The 18,051-nt window shown below is 43.6% G+C and carries 15 protein-coding genes; 10 read left to right on the plus strand and 5 right to left on the minus strand.

Annotated elements, in window-relative coordinates; all coding sequences use genetic code 11:
* Window positions 1-8 precede the first annotated feature (8 nt).
* Window positions 9-3,563, minus strand: coding sequence for a methionine synthase (gene metH / locus LEPTO7376_RS11405; protein WP_015134329.1), 3,555 nt, complete (start codon window positions 3,561-3,563; stop codon window positions 9-11).
* A gap of 544 nt (window positions 3,564-4,107) precedes the next feature.
* Between metH and ppsA the strand changes: the two genes are divergently transcribed.
* Both ppsA and LEPTO7376_RS11415 read left to right on the plus strand, forming a co-directional pair.
* The gene (ppsA, locus tag LEPTO7376_RS11410; RefSeq protein ID WP_015134330.1) at window positions 4,108-6,609 is read left to right on the plus strand and encodes a phosphoenolpyruvate synthase; all 2,502 of its coding nucleotides are present in this window, start codon (window positions 4,108-4,110) and stop codon (window positions 6,607-6,609) included.
* A 220-nt stretch (window positions 6,610-6,829) separates the two neighbouring features.
* Window positions 6,830-7,789 (plus strand): hypothetical protein, encoded by a 960-nt coding sequence (locus tag LEPTO7376_RS11415; RefSeq protein ID WP_015134331.1) that lies wholly within the window; start codon window positions 6,830-6,832, stop codon window positions 7,787-7,789.
* Window positions 7,790-7,816: 27 nt separating this feature from the next.
* On the opposite strand, the gene LEPTO7376_RS11420 is transcribed toward LEPTO7376_RS11415, so the two are convergent.
* Entirely contained in the window at window positions 7,817-8,470 is a 654-nt protein-coding gene (locus LEPTO7376_RS11420; RefSeq protein ID WP_015134332.1) for a GNAT family N-acetyltransferase, read from the minus strand.
* A 226-nt stretch (window positions 8,471-8,696) separates the two neighbouring features.
* On the opposite strand from LEPTO7376_RS11420, the gene LEPTO7376_RS11425 reads away from it, so the two are divergent.
* On the plus strand, window positions 8,697-9,272 hold the full coding sequence (locus tag LEPTO7376_RS11425; protein ID WP_015134333.1) for a Uma2 family endonuclease: 576 nt from the start codon (window positions 8,697-8,699) through the stop codon (window positions 9,270-9,272).
* A 17-nt stretch (window positions 9,273-9,289) separates the two neighbouring features.
* On the opposite strand, the gene LEPTO7376_RS11430 is transcribed toward LEPTO7376_RS11425, so the two are convergent.
* Window positions 9,290-10,783, minus strand: coding sequence for a UDP-N-acetylmuramoyl-L-alanyl-D-glutamate--2,6-diaminopimelate ligase (locus LEPTO7376_RS11430; protein ID WP_015134334.1), 1,494 nt, complete (start codon window positions 10,781-10,783; stop codon window positions 9,290-9,292).
* A gap of 159 nt (window positions 10,784-10,942) precedes the next feature.
* Window positions 10,943-11,260 (minus strand): hypothetical protein, encoded by a 318-nt coding sequence (locus LEPTO7376_RS11435; RefSeq protein ID WP_015134335.1) that lies wholly within the window; start codon window positions 11,258-11,260, stop codon window positions 10,943-10,945.
* A 225-nt stretch (window positions 11,261-11,485) separates the two neighbouring features.
* Here LEPTO7376_RS11435 and remA point away from each other — a divergent pair, with 225 nt between their 5' ends.
* The 3 genes from remA to clpP all read left to right on the plus strand — a co-directional run bounded on the left by remA (window position 11,486) and on the right by clpP (window position 13,040).
* A complete protein-coding gene (gene remA, locus LEPTO7376_RS11440) occupies window positions 11,486-11,758 on the plus strand; it encodes an extracellular matrix/biofilm regulator RemA (protein WP_015134336.1) in 273 nt (90 codons plus the stop codon).
* 37 nt (window positions 11,759-11,795) lie between these two features.
* Window positions 11,796-12,350 carry a guanylate kinase gene (gene gmk / locus LEPTO7376_RS11445; protein ID WP_015134337.1) on the plus strand — a complete coding sequence of 185 codons (555 nt, stop codon included), beginning with the start codon at window positions 11,796-11,798 and terminating at the stop codon, window positions 12,348-12,350.
* Window positions 12,351-12,440: 90 nt separating this feature from the next.
* On the plus strand, window positions 12,441-13,040 hold the full coding sequence (gene clpP, locus LEPTO7376_RS11450; RefSeq protein ID WP_015134338.1) for an ATP-dependent Clp endopeptidase proteolytic subunit ClpP: 600 nt from the start codon (window positions 12,441-12,443) through the stop codon (window positions 13,038-13,040).
* A gap of 55 nt (window positions 13,041-13,095) precedes the next feature.
* On the opposite strand, the gene LEPTO7376_RS11455 is transcribed toward clpP, so the two are convergent.
* Window positions 13,096-13,902, minus strand: coding sequence for a class I SAM-dependent methyltransferase (locus tag LEPTO7376_RS11455; RefSeq protein ID WP_015134339.1), 807 nt, complete (start codon window positions 13,900-13,902; stop codon window positions 13,096-13,098).
* A gap of 502 nt (window positions 13,903-14,404) precedes the next feature.
* Here LEPTO7376_RS11455 and LEPTO7376_RS11460 point away from each other — a divergent pair.
* The 4 genes from LEPTO7376_RS11460 (at window position 14,405) to LEPTO7376_RS11475 (ending at window position 18,020) form a co-directional block, all read left to right on the plus strand.
* Complete coding sequence (locus tag LEPTO7376_RS11460) at window positions 14,405-14,998, plus strand: hypothetical protein (protein WP_015134340.1); 594 nt, start codon at window positions 14,405-14,407, stop codon at window positions 14,996-14,998.
* A 151-nt stretch (window positions 14,999-15,149) separates the two neighbouring features.
* The gene (locus LEPTO7376_RS23545) at window positions 15,150-16,454 is read left to right on the plus strand and encodes a prepilin-type N-terminal cleavage/methylation domain-containing protein (RefSeq protein ID WP_015134341.1); all 1,305 of its coding nucleotides are present in this window, start codon (window positions 15,150-15,152) and stop codon (window positions 16,452-16,454) included.
* A gap of 26 nt (window positions 16,455-16,480) precedes the next feature.
* Window positions 16,481-16,936, plus strand: coding sequence for a prepilin-type N-terminal cleavage/methylation domain-containing protein (locus LEPTO7376_RS11470; protein WP_015134342.1), 456 nt, complete (start codon window positions 16,481-16,483; stop codon window positions 16,934-16,936).
* The gene (locus LEPTO7376_RS11475; RefSeq protein ID WP_015134343.1) at window positions 16,887-18,020 is read left to right on the plus strand and encodes a PilW family protein; all 1,134 of its coding nucleotides are present in this window, start codon (window positions 16,887-16,889) and stop codon (window positions 18,018-18,020) included. The genes LEPTO7376_RS11470 and LEPTO7376_RS11475 overlap by 50 nt, the downstream gene beginning before the upstream one ends.
* Window positions 18,021-18,051 lie beyond the last annotated feature (31 nt).

The raw sequence follows: 18,051 nt of genomic DNA on the forward strand, positions 1-18,051 counted from the left end.
CGCAGGTTCTAAGTGTTGAAGTATTTGGCAACGGGGTGGTAGGTAATGATGGCGGAGGTGGATTGCTCTGGATAAATCTGTTCGCTCTCATCCATATACATATTAATGCGATCAACTTTAAGCAAGTCTAATTGCGTGTATTGATCTTGAATGTTTGGACAAGCAGAATAACCAAAACTATAGCGAGAACCTTGGTATCGCTGACGCAACATATCTTTGATATTATCCGGTTCTAAATCGCCATAGCCTAGCTCTCTTCGTACACGAGCATGACCCCACTCAGCAAGGGCTTCAGCGGTTTGAACAGCGAGACCATGATAGTAAAGGTAATCGGTGTATTCGTTGGCATCAAATAGTTTTTTTGCGTACTCAGTGGCAATTTCGCCGACTGTTACCGCCTGCATCGGAAAGACATCAACTTGGCCAGATTCTACAGTTGCAAAGAAGTCTGCAATACAGAGTCTCTTGCCAGATTTTTGGCGAGGAAAATCAAACTTCGCTACTTTCTCTAGGGTTTCATCGGCTGCATATTTATCAACATCGTAAATAATCAAGCTATTCTCTTGAGATTGACAGGGAAAATAACCATAGATTAATGTCGGATCGAGGATTTTTTCGGCGATCGCCCGTGCTTTCCATTGCTCTAATAAAGGATGCACTTCATCAATGACAAACTGATCATATTCTTCTTTGGTCTGGTTTTTCTTCTTACGGAATTGCCATTGACCAACGATTAAAGCCTGCAAATCTAGATGCCAGAAAAGTTCTTTCAGATCTAGGTCAGCCGCAGTCAAAATCTTTGTGCCCCAGAAAGGTGGCGTTGGACGTTCGATATCCAAAGCAACAGCTTCAGAACGACGAGTGTCAATGACTTCTGGCTCCTCTGGCTCTGGCGCAACTTCTTCGATGATGGCAGATCCGTTGGTTTCATGATGGCCATTACCATTACTCCCATTCTCGTCATACTCATCGAGGAAACCTTTGAGATCATCCCAATTTTCCGCCGATTTCGCGGGCATGAGCTTGTCCATAAAGTGCAAATCAGCAAAGGCATCGCGACCATAAACCACTCGACCTTTATAGGTGTTTTGACAGTCTTGATTAACAAATTTAGGTGTTAATGCTGCGCCACCCAAAATGACAGGAACAGTAATTCCTCGCTCATTAAATGCTTCAAGATTATCTTTCATAAAAGCAGTTGATTTCACCAATAAACCACTCATCGCAATGCAATCAGGTCGGTGTTCTTCATAGGCTTTTACGATGTTTTCAATCGGCTGTTTAATGCCGAGATTGACGACGTTATAACCATTGTTTGAAAGGATAATATCGACCAAATTTTTGCCGATATCATGCACATCGCCTTTAACTGTTGCAATCACAAATGTGCCTTTACCACGATCATCGCCTTCCTCTTTATCCATAAAGGGTTCGAGGAATGCCACTGCCGCTTTCATAGTTTGGGCTGACTGGAGTACGAAAGGTAATTGCATCTGACCCGAGCCAAATAATTCACCGACAACTTTCATGCCGTCCAATAGAAAGACATTAATAATATTGAGCGGTGGATGATTTTCTAGAGCTTCATTAAGGGCATCTTCTAAACCGAGTCTTTCACCATCAATAATGTGTTGTTTTAAACGCTCATCAATGGGTAGGTTTTTATCAATCGCCTCAGATTTTTTCGCTTTCTTACCAGCAAAGAGTTCCGTTAGTTTCGTCAGCGGATCGTAGGTACATACATCGCCATCAAATTCACGGCGATCGCCGATCAGATCGAGACAAACTTTCTTATGTTCATCACTAATTTTCGACATCGGCAAAATCTTACTGGCACTAACGATCGCCGAATCCATCCCCACTTGCATACATTCATGGAGAAAGACTGAGTTTAAGACCTGCCGTGATGCGGCATTCAGACCAAAGGAAATATTCGAAACACCCAAAATAATGTGACAGTGAAGCAGTTCATCACGAATTTGTTTAATGGCATCTACCGTTGCCTGACCGTTGAGACGATCTTCTTCAATACCAGTTGAGATAGGTAATGCCAGCGGATCAAAGAAAATTTCATAGGGAGGAATGCCATATTCTAAGCAAGCATCGTAGGCACGTTTGGCGATCGCAAACTTTTTCTCCGCAGTCCGCGCCATTCCATCTTCGTCAATAGTTCCAATGACTACACCAGCACCATATTTTTTCGCGAGAGATAACACCTTATAAAAACGCTCTTCACCATCCTCGTAGTTGGTGGAGTTGAGAATGCATTTACCGCCCGCAACCTTGAGGCCAGACTCCATTTTTTCCCATTCGGTGGAGTCGAGCATTAATGGCAACGTGATGTTATTCACTAGCCGTGACGCCAGTTCATGCATATCTCGCACGCCATCACGACCAACATAATCAACGTTGACATCGAGGACGTGAGCACCTTCTTTCACCTGGGATTTCGCAAGGGAAATCAAGCTATCCCAATTTTCTTCATTGAGTAATGTTCGACATTTTTTCGAGCCACTCGCATTCAATCTTTCGCCAACGATTAGGAAAGAATTGTCTTGGATATAGGGCTGTGTGCTGTAAATGGATGCTGCGGAGGGTTCAAATGTAGTGTGACGTTCTTTGGGTTTTAGTTCTGCCGCAACTTCCGCTAAAGCTTTGATGTGAGCGGGACGGGTTCCACAACAACCACCAATAACTTGCACCCCAAGATCCTCGATGAAATGCATCATCGCCATTTTCATTTCGAGGGGCGTTAATTTGTAGTGTGCCTGGCCGCCAACATTTTCCGGTAAACCTGCGTTCGGAATACAGGAGACGATGAAGGGTGAATGTTCAGATAAATATTTGACATGCTCCTTCATTAGATCAGGGCCTGTCGCACAGTTCAATCCCAAAATATCGATCTTGTAGGGTTCAAGGATTGCAACGGCTGCGGAAATCTCTGTTCCAACGAGCATTGTGCCCATCGTTTCCATCGTCACCGACACCATAATCGGCAGGCGATCGCCTTTCTTCTCAAAGGTACGTTCAATGCCATTAAGCGCTGCTTTAATCTGTAAAACATCTTGGCAAGTTTCGACAAGCATCAGGTCAACACCACCATCAAAAAGACCATCTGCCTGTTCTGCAAAGGCATTCTCTAAACTGTCGTAATCAATGTGTCCCAAACTTGGCAGCTTTGTACCGGGTCCTATGGAACCAGCAACAAAACGAGGCTTCTCTGGGGTGGAAAATTCTGCGGTAACAGATTTGGCGAGTTCTGCCGCTTTTTTGTTTAGTTCGTAGGCTTTATCTGCTAAATCATATTCAGCGAGGACGATAGATGTCGCACCAAAGGTATCTGTTTCAATGACATCGGCTCCTGCTTCAAGGAAGCCACGATGAACGATCGCCACAGCCTCAGGTTTCGTTTCGATCAAATATTCATTACAGCCTTCATATTCAGGACCACCAAAATCCTCAGCGGTCAACTCCTGCACTTGAAGATTTGTTCCCATCGCTCCATCAAATACAAGGACGGGACGTTCGGGACTATTGAGGCGATCGAGGAAAAGGCTTTTCATAGATTGTTTCGAGAGACTGGTACAAAGCAAGCTAGGTTCATCATTTTAACTTGAACCCAGACCGAAAACTTGAGGTATCACTCAATCGGGCAAATTTTTACTGTGAGGCGATCGCCTGTCGAATTGCTCAACGAACTCAAATCTTCAACCCAACCTAAATTCGACAATCAAAGCACCTCAATCTCATCATTGCCTAACACCAGGTAAAAAGTTTTACTAAATCTTCTAAAAATCAGCAAAGAAAAGAGATTCTCCTCATCGATCTACATCTCAACTTTTCACAAAGCACAAAGATTTATGGTAAGCAAATTATCTCCTAGTTAATTTTAGATTAAGGAAAAAAGATATAATGTGAATATGTATTAGGGTAACTCATTTTTTTGTGGATTTAAGCAAAGAAAAAGTTGTTTAAATCAATATTTTCATTAATTTTTCAGAGTTAGTAAGGATATATTTCACATTAGGAAATAGAGCCATATTCCGGATCTAGGATGGAGTTAGAGAGATATAACTCTCAATTGTTGGCCCTAGGAGATGGTTATTCATGGTTAACACTCTTACTTCGACTAAAAACTCAGATCCGCGTACGGAATCATTGGTTTTATGGTTTGAGGAAGTTGGTTCTAAAGATGTGGGTTTAGTGGGAGGAAAGAATTCATCTCTTGGTGAAATGATTCAGCAGCTCCAGCCCAAGGGAGTAAATGTTCCAGGAGGTTTTGCAACGACAGCCCATGCTTATCGTTACTTCGTAAAATTGGCTGGTTTAGAAGAGAAATTACGCAGTCTTTTCGCCGATTTAGATATTGATGATGTCGCCAATTTACAGGTGCGCGGTCGGCAAGCGCGGGCATTAATTCTCAACACACCTTTCCCACAGAATCTACAGGAGGCGATCGCCTCAGCTTACAAAAAAATGTGTGAGCGGTATGGTAATGGCTCGGATGTGTGTGATCGCTTTGAAGGGGAAGACCGCAAAATTTGTGAAGATCATGCTAGCGATGTCGATGTGGCAGTGCGTTCTAGTGCGACGGCAGAAGATTTGCCCGAAGCGAGTTTCGCCGGTCAACAGGAAACTTACCTCAATGTCCACGGTGTAAAAAGTGTGCTCGATGCTTGTCATAAGTGCTTTGCGTCGCTGTTTACAGATCGGGCGATCGCCTACCGCCAGCACAATGGGTTCGATCATTTTGAAGTGGCATTGTCCGTCGGTGTGCAAAAGATGGTGCGCTCAGACTTGGCGACTTCTGGTGTAATGTTCTCCATCGATACCGAGAGCGGTTTTAAAGATGCAGCGTTTATCACTGGAGCCTATGGACTTGGTGAAAATGTAGTTCAGGGCGCAGTCAATCCCGATGAATTTGTGGTCTTTAAACCCACTCTCAAGGAAGGATTTAAGCCAATTCTCGAACGGCGTCTCGGCAGCAAGCAGATCAAGATGGTCTATGCCGACGGCGCGAAACTCACCGAAAACGTTTCGGTTCCGGCAGAGCTACGCAACAAGTTTTGCATTAGCGATGAAGATGTTTTGACCTTGGCGCGTTGGACAACCATCATCGAGGATCACTATTCTGCGGTGCGTGGGCAATATACCCCGATGGATATTGAGTGGGCGAAGGACGGCATCACAGGTGAACTTTTCATTGTACAAGCCCGCCCCGAAACGGTTCAATCCCAAAAATCCGGCAACATTCTCCGCAATTACAAGCTCAAGGAAACGGGAACTATCCTCGCTGAAGGTCGTAGTGTGGGTGAAATGGTCGGTCAGGGTGAGGCGAATGTCATCCTCGATGTGGAGCAAATTAAACTCTTTCAACCCGGTCAGGTTCTCGTTACCCGCCGCACCGACCCGGATTGGGAACCGATCATGAAAAAGGCTTCGGCGATCATTACCGATCAAGGCGGTCGCACTTGCCATGCCGCAATTATTGCGCGAGAAATGGGCATTCCGGCAGTAGTCGGTTGTGGTGATGCAACGGAACTCATTGCGCTGGGGCAAGAGGTTACCGTTTCCTGTTGCGAAGGGGAAGACGGCAAGATTTATGAGGGTTTACTGGACTTTGAAATTCAGGAAACATCCCTCGAAAATATCCCCGAAACCAAGACCAAGATCTTGATGAATGTTGGCAATCCAGAGCAAGCGTTTTCGCTGTCGCCGCTTCCTGCGGATGGTGTGGGTTTAGCTCGTCTCGAATTTATCATCGCTAATCAAATTAAGGCTCACCCAAAAGCTCTTTTACATTTTGAGGAGCTAGAAGATTTGCTAGAGAAAAAGGCGATCGCCGAACTGACCCATTTGTATGAAAATAAAGCCGATTTCTTCGTGGATAAATTGGCGAGTGGCATTGCCATGATTGCAGCGGCGTTCTACCCGAATCCTGTGGTGGTGCGCATGTCCGATTTCAAATCTAATGAGTATGCCAATTTGCTCGGTGGCAAGCAGTTTGAGCCGAAGGAAGAAAACCCGATGATCGGCTGGCGTGGGGCATCCCGCTACTACGATCCGAATTATGTGGAAGCCTTTGCCCTCGAATGTGAAGCCTTCAAGATTGCCCGCAATGAAATGGGATTGACGAATATTATTCCGATGATTCCGTTCTGCCGTACTCCTGAAGAAGGTCGTCGGGTGCTAGCAGAAATGGCGAAACATGATTTGCGTCGCGACGATAATGGCCTGCAAGTTTATGTCATGTGCGAATTGCCTTCCAACGTGATTTTAGTGGACGAGTTTAGCGAAGTATTTGATGGTTTCTCCATTGGCTCCAATGATCTCACCCAACTAACCCTTGGTTTAGACCGAGATTCTGCGCTGGTCGCCCACATTTTCGATGAGCGTAATGAAGGGGTTAAACGGATGGTTGCAATGGCGATCGCCGGTGCGAAGAAACATGGCCGCAAGATTGGGATCTGTGGACAAGCACCTTCTGACTATCCAGAATTTGCGGAGTTCCTCGTGGAAAATGGCATTGATTCCATTAGCCTCAACCCCGATTCTCTACTGAAAACTAAATTGGCGATCGCTAACCTAGAAAAAAAACTCAATTGTTAACTCGTCTGAATTAGATAATTAAAGAAAACCTTATCTTGTCTTTGGGTAAGGTTTTTTCTTGGAGATTTTATTTAGAATATGTCTATAGAGCGAGGAAACTCTGATGGTTGCGGCAACAGAACGTCGATATAGCTTTCGAAGAATATCGCTTTTTAAAGACAAGTCAGAACAACATCAATGCTTCATTTAAGAGTATATGCACTGACATTCAGACATGAAGATGAAAAGAACAAATAAAAAACAAAAATCATCCAATTATTTCTGGAGTCAGATAAAAAAACAGTCTCATGTCAAAGAATGCTTTTGTAAGGATAAGACGTGTAATTCTCAAATAATTTCAGCTCACTCAATTCAAAATAATCGGATTTTAAATAAAATATCCCATCATGGTGAGGTGATGTGTGTAAAGCTAGGAGATGGTAAAGCTTTTATGCAGAAAGTAGGTCGAAAAAAAGCGACAACATTTACTGGATTTTGTCACAAACATGATGGTGAAATATTTAAGCCTATTGAGTCACAGTATTATTTGGCTAATAATAAGGAGCAAAATTTTTTATTTGCATATCGAGCTCTTGCTAAAGAGTGGCATGCTAAAAAATTCTCTGTAAATGCATATCAAAATGGAATCAAAGAGTTAAAAAGGATTCACGGTGAAAAACCTGAACATTTACAAGTAATGCTTTATGGAGCTAGATGTGCAGTCAATCAAATGGAATCTGACCGCAAAATCTTTAATCATGCATTAAAAACAAAAAACTATGACTTAATCTATTCTCGTTTATACACTTTTCACGAAGAATATCATATTGCAGTTTCATCAACCTTTAATTTGATAGAGATTTTATGCAAAGAAGAACCTTCTTTAGGCGACAAAAAATACATCTATTTCACAATATTTCCACAGAATGGAAAAACTTATATTCTATTTAGTTGCTTGAAGAAATATAGAAAACATTTTTCTAAACTCATGAATGAGCCCAAGAATTTATCTATAGAACAGAGAAAGATTTTTTTATCGAATATTATTGCAATTCATATTGAAAACTTTGTCATATCACCTTTGAGCTATGCTCGTTTGACAGAAGACGAAAAGCAAAGCTTTAAGGAATTATATATGTATACACTTTATCAAAGCTCTTTGCCTTCTAAAAAGCTCCAAAAAATCAATTTGTTTAAATGATTTTTTGTTAGAAAAGGGCGATTATGATTATTGATAGCGGTGGCGTAAAATTTGAGTCAATTGTTCTGCGCGATCACGTTCGTATTCGAGAAGCTTGCCGTAATAATTATGACTCGCCAAATCAAGCGTTAGATAAACATGTTCACGGGGATTGCGAAAACCTTGCTTCGAGAAGAAACGAATCGCCGCTTCATTAGCTGGGTCAGTATCCATCAGAACAGTGTCAGCACCTTGGGCGATCGCCCGTTCGATTAATCTTTCTAAAAGCTTTCCGGCGATGCCCATCCGATGAAAATCGGGACTAACTCCCAACCACCGAATATAGCTATAGGTGCTCTCTTGCTTCTCGACTAATGTCCCGAGAATAAAGCCAGCAAATTGCTCATCCACAGTGGCGACAAAACAGAGATCAGGATCGGTACTATAGGCTCCCGTCACTTCCCACTGATCCCATAAGCGATAGAGAGATGGATACAACTCACTCAGAAACAATTGCTCTCCCAAGTGAAAAACGGGTGCAATATCATCAATGTCCATCAAACGAATTTGGACAGTAGCTTGATTTTGATTTTGAGGCTCAGACATAGGCACACCGCCAAATAAATTTAGGAAAGTCGGGCGATCGCCCACAAGACTTATCTGTTCATCCACGTTAGCAATAAACTTTGGGAGAAATTGCATAACTTTCGTTTGCACCAACGATAGACAAACAAAGGCAACAATTTCATTTCGCACATCACCCGCTGATAACTCTGTTATGGATGGAGTTATCTAGCCGGTTTTTTTGGTAGTGAATTTAAACAGTGAAATGAGTGATTGGATTATGAAATTTTGAGGCGATCGCCGAGTAAGTTATTCATGTGATTTGCATTGCTAAAATGTAGCCAATGACTTATGGGGTAAGTCAATGACCGCGATTACGCTCGATCTAAATCCAGTTGCTACCTTAAGTCATGAGCAATTTTTGCAGCTTTGCCAGACAAATCCTGATTTAAAACTTGAACGCACCGCTCAGGGAGAACTAGTTGTTATGCCACCGACTGGTGGAGAAACGAGTCGCATTAATTTTGACTTGAATTTACAGCTGGGGTTATGGCATCGCAAGTATAAACTTGGTCAGTGTTTTGATTCTTCCACAGGCTTTATTTTGCCGAATGGTGCAACGCGATCGCCGGATATGTCTTGGGTAGAGCAGTTGCGGTGGGACGCTTTACAGGCAGAGCAACGAGAGAAATATATTCCCCTTTGTCCTGATTTTGCGGCAGAACTCATGTCTCCCAGCGATATCATTCACCACACTCGCGCCAAACTACAAGAATATTTAGCAAATGGTTGTCGGCTTGGCTGGCTCATTAATCGCGGCGATCGCCAAGTCGAAATTTATCGCCAAGGACAAGCGGTTGAAACTCTAGACGCGCCGCCAAAACTTTCTGGGGAAGATGTTCTGGTGGATTTTGAACTAGAGTTAGCGGAATTTTGGTAATTAGAACATCCAGAAATCTACGATGTTTTTAGGCGATCGCCCAAAGCTTTACGAGCCTCTTCACGGTCATCGAAATGGACTTTTTCGGTGCCGAGAATTTGATAATCTTCGTGACCCTTTCCAGCAATAAGTACACCGTCTCCAGGTTTGGCTTCGAGAATGGCTTGATGAATGGCGGCCGCTCGATCAGGAATCACGAGAAACTGAATTGCTTCGGGAATACCTTCCACGACATCTACCAAAATTCGTTTCGGATCTTCGGTGCGAGGATTATCAGAAGTCACCACCGCCCAATCAGATTTTGTTGCCGCAATCTTGCCCATCAATGGACGCTTCGTGCGATCGCGATCGCCCCCACAACCAAACACACAAATCATTTTGCGAGGGATAAACGGACGAGAGGCCTTTAGTAGATTTTCGAGACTATCGGGCGTATGGGCATAGTCCACAATCACGCTGATATCCTGCTCATCGGATACCTGCACACGCTCCATCCGACCGGGAACCCCAGTGAATTCCGGCAAAACTGTCAACATTTGTTCGAGGTCTAAACCCAATGCCAAACCAGCACCAATCGCCGCCATCACATTTTCGAGGTTAAATTGACCGACTAAAGGCGACGAAAATTGAGCTGTTCCTTCAGGCGTTGTGAGACGACCAGTCACTCCGATAGCCGTATATTCCAACCGATCCATAAAGATTGCAGCCGACTTATCTTGCAGACTATATCCCCAACATTTTTCACCAAGTTTATGGGCTAACCTTGCGCCATATTGATCATCGAGATTAACAACAGCTCGCTCTTTACAGTATTCATCATTAAAGAGAAGCGCTTTCGCCTGAAAATACTCCTCCATCGTCTTGTGATAATCGAGGTGATCCTGCGTCAAATTAGTGAATACAGACACATCAAATTCACAACCTTTCACTCGTTTTTGGTCGAGGGCATGGGAGCTCACTTCCATTACCCCGTGGGTGTTTTCAGCTTTAACGGCTTTCGCAAAATTCTTCTGGAGGTCTATCGCAAAAGGGGTGGTATGGGTCGCAATTTTTTCATAACCTTGCCAACGGGTGTAGAGCGTCCCGATTAGAGCAGTATTTTTTTTCGCTTGCTGGAGGAAAAATTCGATTAAGTGACTGGTTGTCGTCTTGCCGTTTGTGCCTGTCACGCCGACGAGTTTGAGGGATTGGGTCGGGTTTTCAAAAAAGAGGTTAGCCAATTCTGCACAGGCAATCACTGGATCGCTGGTAACAATGACACATTCACCATTTTCGGTAGGCACTTTTTCGAGGGCATCTGCGGAAACTATTGCGGCGATCGCCCCACCATCTAAAGCACCTGACCAAAACTCACCACCATCAACTTTTGTACCCGGCAAACCAATAAACAAATCCCCAGTCGTTACCACTTTGGAATTCGTGACAAGCCCTTTTACCTCTTGAGTTAGGGCAGGATGATCTGGCAGAGAGTCGATAACCGATACTTGCCCAAGAAGTTCACCTAATTGCATGATTTGCCTCCAAACCCTTTAATTTCCCCGATTTTAGTCTGACAAAAAGGGAATTCTGTAATTTCAGTAGCAGTTTATCCCAATTCTATCCCTGGGCGGAGACTCGATTTTTTTGATGATGAATCAGGCTCAATTATTGTCCCAAACCTTGACTAGACTTTACGGTGCAAATAATTTCTCAACAATGATTTGGTCCTGCTCGCAAAGCTCTTGTGCCCCATCCGGCAATGTTTCCCACTTCCAAAAGGAGCTCTGATCAGCAACATTTTCCCGAATTAATTCAGCAAGGGCATGGACAAAAGCAGGTGGCCATTCCGGACCCATAAACCCAACACCCCAACGACCAATCGTATCGTAATAAACCCGCAGCCACGGCTCAGGCTTCGTAATATCGATATTCATCTCACAGGCAATCCGAAACACATCGGCGAGATCAAAATCGGCATATTCCTGTTCCAGAATTTGACGGCGGCTCATCAGTTTATTTTTTCTGGGATCACTTCACGAAATGCAATGAAAAATGCACTATACAGCTTAAAGATAGACGAGATAATTCGTGTCGCGGGTAAACATCTGTAAAAATCAGGGAATTTATATTATTTTTGCGGTTAAATCGTTGTCTTTCCCAATTATTTCTCGCTACCATTGAAAGTGTCATCTGTAAATTCGCTGGCAACTGCTTGCGAAAGCTCAAGTCGACTTATGGAAATACAATTAATAAATATTGGGTTCGGTAATATTGTCTCTGCGAACCGGGTGATTGCGATTGTTAGCCCCGAATCCGCCCCCATCAAGCGAATTATTAGTGACGCTCGTGACCGTGGTCAGCTCATCGATGCAACCTATGGCAGACGTACCCGCGCGGTAATTATCACAGATTCTAGTCATGTGGTTCTCTCTGCAATCCAACCCGAGACTGTCGCCCATCGCTTCGTGGTGCAAAAAGATGGGGCGATCGCCAATGCTAAAGTTTAGGGTGGTCTTCTCGGTTTAACCCCACTTATTAGCATCCATGACTTCCCCCGGAAAACTTATCGTCCTTACAGGCCCTAGCGGTGTTGGGAAAGGCACCCTTGTCCGTGAACTATTACCCCGCCACGAGCAGCTTTTTTTATCGATCTCCGCAACAACCCGTCAACCCCGTACCGGAGAAGTAGACGGCAAAGATTATTTTTTTAAAAGCCGTGCAGAATTTGAAGCGATGATTGCGGCAAAAGAATTATTAGAGTGGGCGGAATATGCTGGCAATTATTATGGAACCCCTCTCCCTCCTGTAAAAGCCCAAATGAAGAAAGGGAATTCGGCATTATTGGAAATTGAAGTAGTTGGTGCCAATTCCGTTAAAAATATTTTTCCTGAGGCTCTTCGGATTTTTATTCTGCCGCCTTCTTTTGAGGTATTAGAGGAAAGATTACGGGGACGGGGCACAGATGCCGACGAAGTGATTGCAAAACGTTTAACCCGCGCCAAAGAAGAACTCGAACTGAGCACAGAATTTGACTATCAGATTATTAATGATGATCTCGAACAGGCGATCGCCGACATTGAGGCCGCTATCTTTTCATAAACTATTTCGTAGTAGCCGTATGACCACGACTAGCCGAATCTATTACAATCAGACAAATAGACATAGCAAGAGAACGAGCTAACAGACCCCATGATTCCAACCGTTATCGAAAGTTCTGGTCGGGGCGAACGTGCCTTTGATATTTACTCCCGCCTTTTACGGGAAAGAATTGTTTTCCTCGGACAACAGGTTAATGATGAAATCGCTAACCTCATCGTGGCACAGCTCTTATTCCTAGAAGCCGACGATCCAGAAAAAGACATCTACCTCTACATCAACTCCCCCGGTGGCTCCGTCTCAGCAGGTATGGGCATCTTCGATACGATGAACCAAGTTCGTCCCGATGTCTGCACCATTTGTATTGGCCTTGCAGCAAGTATGGGCGCATTCCTACTCAGTGCTGGCGAAAAAGGTAAGCGTATGAGTCTACCCAACTCCCGCATCATGATTCACCAACCCCTCGGTGGTGCTCAGGGTCAAGCCACAGATATTGAAATTCAAGCAAAAGAAATTTTGTATCTCAAAGGTAAGCTCAACCAGCACCTCGCAGATCATACGGGTCAACCCCTCGACAAGATTGAAGTTGATACTGACCGTGACTTCTTTATGTCCGCAGCGGAAGCGATGGACTATGGCCTAATCGATCAGGTGATTGATAAGAGTCCTTCTGCAACAAATCCACCTGTTTAATCCTTAAAGATTACATCTACCCAAATCCCCCTTTCTCAAGGGGGATTTTTTGTTTTTAAAGCTTTGTGCCAGTAGCTCGATAAATATTGAGCGTAATCGAACCTAGTGGATCGTTCGGGACATTGCGGAAATGTTCTAAGCCGTTTTTGAGGCGATCACCATCCTTGCCTAATTTTTCAACCATCTGCGGAATCATCAGTTTTAGCCACGTATCGATATGGTTCACCAAACCGCGTAGCTCTTCATTTTCTGGAGTTTGCCAATAGTGAAAGGCGATCGCCTCATTATTCACTTCAGCGAAACCAGCTTGCACGAGATAAGCACCTAAACTGCGACCCACATAAGCATTACCATTCGCAGCGAAAAATAGCTCGCATAATGCCTCCCGAAAGTATTCAAAATCCGGGTGAGTCGGATGCACCAGCAAACTTTGATAATCCGTTTCCATTAAACAGATTTGTCCGCCAGATTTCAGAACTCGCAAAGCCTCTTGTAAAACACCTGCAGTATCTGGCACATGCTCTAATAGCCACACTGTCAACGCAAAATCAAACGTATTATCTGCCCAAGGTAATTGGTAGGCATCTCCCGCTCGCAAATCAAAATTCAGCCCTAAATCTGTCAGATATTGCGTCGCGAAGGCAATTTGACGTGGTTGAAGATCGACTCCAGCAAAAATCAAGTCGGGATACTTTTGGCTAATAATGCCAAGCACAGCCCCAACGCCACAGCCAATATCAAGAATGTGGGCATCTGGTTCAAGATCTAAATTCGGAAGAAAGAGGCGATCGCTCCAATACTGAGCCTGCTCAACTAGACGTTGCTGCTCCTCAGGATCGTAACCATGAATATATTCAGACAAGCGACTCCTCTCACCCTTCCTAGATTTATCGCTTTACAATCTAACGCAACCCATCTTCAAATTTTGTACGACTATCCATGAAACCAAGATAGCTAGACATAAAGGCGCCCACCCCTAACTAATCTTTAGTCTCTAAATACAACCCTGCCAACATCAATTTACAATCCCAATATTTCACTCAACAACAACCCTGATACCTGCTGTTCATTCCCTTGACGATTGATTTTCACCCTAATATTTCACATAACCTCAAAAACGCCTTCCGTACCCGTACGTAATTACCGAGAGACTTCACAAAAACTTAAAATAAAGCCCCTAACCTTTACAGAAAACTCTTTGAATCCGGGAATTCACGTATAGCCACACCAGACCAAGCGACCCTATAATTGTGCCTACATAAGGAAAACGATCTGCATCTACCGACTATCCATTTTTGGGCAAAACGTGCATTTACTTTGCGAAATGAGTGCGTTGCCGCCCTTAAAACTATTGGCAGATCGCTATGAATACAACATCATTCCAAAAAGCATCGAAAGCACGCAAAACTCAACAGACAGTTAACGTCAAGCCGCCAGAGCTAGTCCCTTCTAGTTGGATTAATGGTTTTGGCGTTGTCTCATTAGTTACTTGTTCGACAATTATCGCCTCTGGTTATTCTTCTCAGCATCAAGCCCAAGCTGCTTTACATGATGCCCAAAGCCACGGTATCGCCGAGGCTGGCGTTGCTCGCATTTTCAGCAAATTAATCCAGCAGCAAAATCGAGGCTTACTCACAAAAAATTTCGATACTACTGCTAGTGTCGATGAATGGTCAACAGGATCCCTAAGCTGTGGTGCAACAATGACTGCACCAGGTTCTGTCCCAACAGATTTGTTTGGCGGAACGGTACAAAATGGTAGCTACCGCCTTGTTGCATATAAATATGATGCGAACCTCCAGCAGGGCACATTTGTCGTTGAAGGCACAGTAAACGGCTCGACATCCCGTCTTGAGGTCACGCGCAACATTAATCTTGCTGGCGCTGGCCAAGGTAATGCTTGCCCCAGTATTGCTCGTAATCTCAGAGATTCAGTTGCGACAAACATGGCATCGTAAAGACTCATTTCGCATTGATTTTCGAGTCTGATAAAGCACTTTTTTACAATTTCTTTTTCTATTTAATACCTATGCCCTTGTCACGACTTGGCTTTGTCGAGGGTGAGTCATTTTTAACGATTAGCTTCTAGATTTCACTATTTGCAAGACCATGAATAATAATCAAGATCAAGGTTTCACTTTGCTGGAACTGCTGGTGGCTCTTGCCATTATCGGTATTCTTTCAGCAATCACTACTCCCCTCGTGCTGTGGGCAAATAAGCCGTTACAAAATGCGACTTATCAGGCGGCAGGTATTTTTTCACAAGGACGCTCACGGGCGATCGCCACAACTTCTTCAATACGGATCCAACCAGACCCCAGCGATCCAGACCATTCGCTCATAGTTGAAGCATCGGATACCCGCAGTTGTGATCCGAATACTACCCAGCTAACAGGAGCTGTCCCAACAACTGGCAATCAGCTGACAGTCGTTTCGACTAATGGTTTTGCGGCAGGTGATCGCCTCAAAGTTGGTGATGATGAAACAGAAAATGTCGTCCTCACAACGGATAGCAGCACTTCTGTTCTAACCCTAGGCCAACCGCTAGGAACATCTCAAGCTTCTGGCGAGGCTGTTGAAATTATTAGTACTTGGACTAGTGACAAGACCTTTTTCCAAGAAGATATGACCTTGCCAGATACGGTGACAATTGCCAGCAATTTAAACAATTGGGTACTTTGTTTCGACAGCCGTGGTATTGCAAGTGTGAGTGATGACACAGGTATCACCACCGATGATTTAGAAATTACGCTGATTAGTGAGCAGAGTGCGAAAGAAGGAAAAATCACTGTTTTTCAAGGTGGTTTGATTGATTCTGTTGTCATTCAACCGAAGCCAGAGGTGGTTGTTGCATCAGCTAGCGACACAGGTACAAGCACCTCAGATGACTCGTCCTCCGGGACTGGGAGTGATTCTTCCAGCACAGGAGGTGGCTCTGATAGTGCAACATCTAGCGAAGATGACGCCTCTACTGAAGCAGATGACACTTCGACAGATCCAGAAGCATCAACAGAGACTGAGACTTCGACGGAACCAGATGACACATCAACAGAACCAGAGGCGATCGCTGAAGAAACCGAATATGAATTAGATAACGGCGTTGTCGTCACCGTTGATGATTCCTCTCCCATACCTCCAGACCCGGACCCAGAGCCAGCAACTACAGACCCAGAGCCAGCAGCTACAGACCCAGAGCCAGCAGCTACAGACATAACCCCTCCAGACAATACGAGCCCAGATGATGAAGAACCTCAAACATATGAAGAAAAACTCGTCGTCTACCGAGAATGGTTAGATGACAACGAATATTATCAGAGTCTTGTTGAAGGCACTCAGACGGTAGATCGCGATAGTGAGCCATATAAAAATTTCATCACAGAACTCATTGAAAAATTAACTTGGTTGTATTCCTGATATCACAATAATCACCACCTCTAACCATGCTATTTTATATCAACAATTTTCTTTTTAGAGATATCGATAAAAAAGAAGACAATGGTGGATTCTCTCTCATTGAATCTATCGTTTCCCTCTTAATTTTTGTGATTACTTTTTCCTTGGCAGCACCTTTATTTGTTGCCCAACAGAAAAGTAATATCAATAATGAAATTCGCACAGGAGCTGTATCTCTTTCTCAACAAGTGCTCGACAACTTACGTCTAGAAACATCCCTGACGCTCGGCGAAACCAACGAAAGTAGTATTAGCAGCTTAGGAAAAGAGTATAGCTACAATCAATTTGTCTGTTCTGACAAGCCTAGCTTTAATGCTGATAGCTCTGTGTCATGTAATACCACAGTAGATCTCAGCAATCCTATGCGATATATCCTCCTTCAGGTCGAATATAATGAAGAGACAATTTATACAGTGGAAACCATCTACACAGATATCCAATAAGCTGAGTTTTTATCTCAAACTTTTAGATTATCAAAGAAAAACAAAAAATAATTCTTCAGAACTAGGATTTACTCTAGTTGAGCTTTTAGTATCCCTTGCTATTGGCTTGCTGGTAATCAGTTTAGCTTTTTTTGGCAGTGTCCTTAATCGCCAAATTTTTGTACAAGATAGGGCACGTTCTGAGATTGCCCAAACATTACGTTTACCTCTTGATACTGTCGGCAATGATATTAAACAAGCAGGAGAGGGAATTGGTACCAGTGACCCTAATTTCCCTGTCGTCTTACTCACTCAAAACCCAACACAGCTAACGATTCGACGTCAACTAGTCCCAACATCCATTCCTGTTTGTCGTGATATTGCAGTGGGTTCGAGTGATCCTGTTGTCGTACTCGATCAAAATGGTGGAACGCCTTTAGTCGGATGTGAAATCACAGTACTTTCTGATGCTGATAGTGATGGGTGGCCAGACCAGTGGGACAATGCCGAAAAATTCCGTGATTACCGCCTCAATAATGGTAGTGCCATCCGTGCTTTTATTTACAATGGCAATGGTGAAGGAGAATTTTTTGATTATCAAAATGAAAGAGCATTTGATATCGATGATAATGAAATCCCCAATCCATTAGCCACAGTAAATCCTGTCGAATATACGACATTAGATAGCAATAGTAATGTTTGGACAAACAACTATCTAGGTGATAGTAGTAGTCGTATTTATTTGCTTGAAGAGCGCCGTTACCAACTGGATGAAACATCCAATACTCTACAACTAATTACAGATAATAGTCAGACATTAAGTATCACCAATAATATCGATATTTTAGAAGTGGCGGTGATTGTCGAGCAAGACAATGTTGAACATACTTGCACCGTTTTGCCACCGACCACAGCAACAGATTGTGACCCTGTTTTAACCAATTCTTATTCTTGGTCTCAGATTAAAGCTATTGATGTGATGTTACAGGTAGCAGCAGATTCGTCACCGGCATTAGCTTTACAGGAAAATTGTCCGGATCCGAATGATTGTGAGGCTCTACAACTAAGGCGACAATTTGTTCCTCGAAATGTCTTTAATTTCTAGCTCTTAAATGATCTAAAAGCATCAGTCAATC

Origin of the sequence: [Leptolyngbya] sp. PCC 7376 (assembly GCF_000316605.1) — a bacterium.
Lineage (GTDB): Bacteria > Cyanobacteriota > Cyanobacteriia > Cyanobacteriales > MRBY01 > MRBY01.

Bases quoted from the DNA above. Each gene is read 5' to 3' on its own strand.
- metH (WP_015134329.1), bottom strand. From the start codon at position 3,563: ATGAAAAGCCTTTTCCTCGATCGCCTCAATAGTCCCGAACGTCCCGTC.
- ppsA (WP_015134330.1), top strand. From the start codon at position 4,108: ATGGTTAACACTCTTACTTCGACTAAAAACTCAGATCCGCGTACGGAA.
- LEPTO7376_RS11415 (WP_015134331.1), top strand. From the start codon at position 6,830: ATGAAAAGAACAAATAAAAAACAAAAATCATCCAATTATTTCTGGAGT.
- LEPTO7376_RS11420 (WP_015134332.1), bottom strand. From the start codon at position 8,470: ATGCAATTTCTCCCAAAGTTTATTGCTAACGTGGATGAACAGATAAGT.
- LEPTO7376_RS11425 (WP_015134333.1), top strand. From the start codon at position 8,697: ATGACCGCGATTACGCTCGATCTAAATCCAGTTGCTACCTTAAGTCAT.
- LEPTO7376_RS11430 (WP_015134334.1), bottom strand. From the start codon at position 10,783: ATGCAATTAGGTGAACTTCTTGGGCAAGTATCGGTTATCGACTCTCTG.
- LEPTO7376_RS11435 (WP_015134335.1), bottom strand. From the start codon at position 11,260: ATGAGCCGCCGTCAAATTCTGGAACAGGAATATGCCGATTTTGATCTC.
- remA (WP_015134336.1), top strand. From the start codon at position 11,486: ATGGAAATACAATTAATAAATATTGGGTTCGGTAATATTGTCTCTGCG.
- gmk (WP_015134337.1), top strand. From the start codon at position 11,796: ATGACTTCCCCCGGAAAACTTATCGTCCTTACAGGCCCTAGCGGTGTT.
- clpP (WP_015134338.1), top strand. From the start codon at position 12,441: ATGATTCCAACCGTTATCGAAAGTTCTGGTCGGGGCGAACGTGCCTTT.
- LEPTO7376_RS11460 (WP_015134340.1), top strand. From the start codon at position 14,405: ATGAATACAACATCATTCCAAAAAGCATCGAAAGCACGCAAAACTCAA.
- LEPTO7376_RS23545 (WP_015134341.1), top strand. From the start codon at position 15,150: ATGAATAATAATCAAGATCAAGGTTTCACTTTGCTGGAACTGCTGGTG.
- LEPTO7376_RS11470 (WP_015134342.1), top strand. From the start codon at position 16,481: ATGCTATTTTATATCAACAATTTTCTTTTTAGAGATATCGATAAAAAA.
- LEPTO7376_RS11475 (WP_015134343.1), top strand. From the start codon at position 16,887: ATGAAGAGACAATTTATACAGTGGAAACCATCTACACAGATATCCAAT.